Here is a 1,845-nt window from a genome sequence, read left to right as displayed (position 1 = left end):
AGCACACCGACGACCGCCCCGGCGAACCTCCAGCCGTAGGGGGTCATACCGAAGAGCTGCTCGCCCAGACCGATCATCCACTTGCCCAGCGGCGGATGGGCCACGTAGAGCGGGCAGGGGTCGGCCTCCGGCGGGGTGCACTTGACCAGGAAGTCGATGTCCCCCCGCATGATCATCCTGTCGGCGACGGGATCCTTCACGGTGCCGAGCGAGGCCCGTTCCACCCCGTGGTTGATCAGCGCCCAGGCGTCCTTGGCGTAGTACGTCTCGTCGAACATGACCGCGTTCGGCCGCCCGAGACCGGCGAAGCGCAGGATCCCCCCGAAGAGCGCGACCAGCAACGGTCCCAGCCAGCCCCAGGCGACATTTCCCGACATGGGCGGCAAGAGACGATCCCGTGTTGATCCCATTCAGGGAATTATGGTGATAAGTCAGCCTCGATGGACAGCTTGATAAAGATCCCGTTTGGGGATTCCCGCCGCCTTCGCCACATCCACGATCGCCTGCCTCCTCGGCACCCCCGTCTCCTCGCGGCGCGCGACCTCCTCCACCAGGTCCTCGATCACCGGTGGCAGGGCCTGCCCGGCGTACCCGGCGACCACGACGGTGATCTCCCCCTTGACGCCCCCGGCCGCCCATTCGGCCAGCTCGCCGAGACCGCCCCGCCGCACCTCCTCGTAGGTCTTGGTGAGCTCGCGGCAGACCGCCGCCCGGCGATCGGCGCCGAACGCCTCCGCCATCGCCGCCAGCGCGGCACCGAGCCGGTGCGGCGCCTCGAAGAACACCATCGTGCGCTCCTCCTCCGCGAGGGCCGAGAGCCTGCGGGAGCGTTCGCCGGACTTGCGCGGCGGGAAGCCCTCGAAGCAGAAGCGGTCGCTGGGCAGCCCCGAGACGGCCAGCGCCGTGGTCACCGCCGACGGCCCCGGCAGCGAGGTGACCGCGATCCCGGCCTCGACCGCCAGGTGGGTCAGCCGGTAACCGGGGTCGGAGACGCCGGGCATGCCGGCGTCGGTGATGACCAGCACCGTCTTGCCGTCCTGGAGCGCGCCGAGGAGCTCGGCGGCCCGCCCGGCCTCGTTGGCGTCGTAGTAGGAGACGACCCGGCCGCCGATCTCCGCGCCCAGTTCCCCGGCCAGGCGCCGCAGCCGCCGGGTGTCCTCAGCCGCGACCACGTCCGCGCTCTCCAGCGCCAGCCGCAGCCGTGGGGAGGCGTCGCCCGCCTGCCCGATCGGAGCCCCTGCCAGCACAAGCCTGCCGTTGTCCGTCACCGCTCCATCCTCCCGCATGTCGGATGGCCCCCCAGCGCGGGGAGAAGTTAACCATTTAGTCCTGTAGTGAGGTGTTTCCTGGGCTAGCGGCGGTAAGGGGACCGTACGATGTCCGGGTGGCCGTGACCGACTTCCCCAACCAGGCGCCAGAGCAGCCGGAGCCCCAGCCCGACGGCGGGCCCTCGGGTTCCGCTCGTGACCGTCTGGTGCCGCCGATGCCGGGAAACCCGCTGTGGGGCTGGCTGGGCCCGCTGCTGGTCACGGTCTTCGGGGCGATCCTGCGTTTCACCAACCTCGGTCACCCGAACGCGGTCATGTTCGACGAGACGTACTACGCCAAGGACGCCTGGGCGCTGATCAACTTCGGCGCCGAGCACAATGTCGTCAAGGACGCCGACAAGATCCTGATGCGGGGCGGCACCGAGATCTGGCAGCAGTGCGCCCCCGCGGAGGTCGACAAGTGCGCCTCCTATGTGGTCCATCCGCCGCTGGGCAAGTGGATGATCGGTCTGGGCGAGCAGCTCTTCGGTATGACCCCCTACGGCTGGAGGTTCGCCGGGGCGGTCGTCGGTGTGCT

General features: G+C 69.9%; 1 protein-coding gene and 2 pseudogenes. 1 reads left to right on the top strand and 2 read right to left on the bottom strand.

All coding sequences use genetic code 11. The features are described 5' to 3' along the window. Window positions 1-377, bottom strand: a pseudogene (locus IG98_RS0143740) (phospholipid carrier-dependent glycosyltransferase); the annotation flags it as partial. 54 nt (window positions 378-431) lie between these two features. Further along, a complete protein-coding gene (gene rsmI / locus IG98_RS0143735) occupies window positions 432-1,286 on the bottom strand; it encodes a 16S rRNA (cytidine(1402)-2'-O)-methyltransferase (RefSeq protein ID WP_030926427.1) in 855 nt (284 codons plus the stop codon). Window positions 1,287-1,384: 98 nt separating this feature from the next. Between rsmI and IG98_RS0143730 the strand changes: the two are divergent. Further along, window positions 1,385-1,845 (top strand): annotated as a pseudogene (locus tag IG98_RS0143730) (phospholipid carrier-dependent glycosyltransferase); the annotation flags it as partial.

Origin of the sequence: Streptosporangium amethystogenes (assembly GCF_000721075.1) — a bacterium.
Taxonomy (GTDB): Bacteria; Actinomycetota; Actinomycetes; order Streptosporangiales; family Streptosporangiaceae; genus Streptosporangium; species Streptosporangium amethystogenes.
Note: the sequence above shows the minus strand (reverse complement) of the source record. Positions and strands in the feature narration are given on the sequence as shown.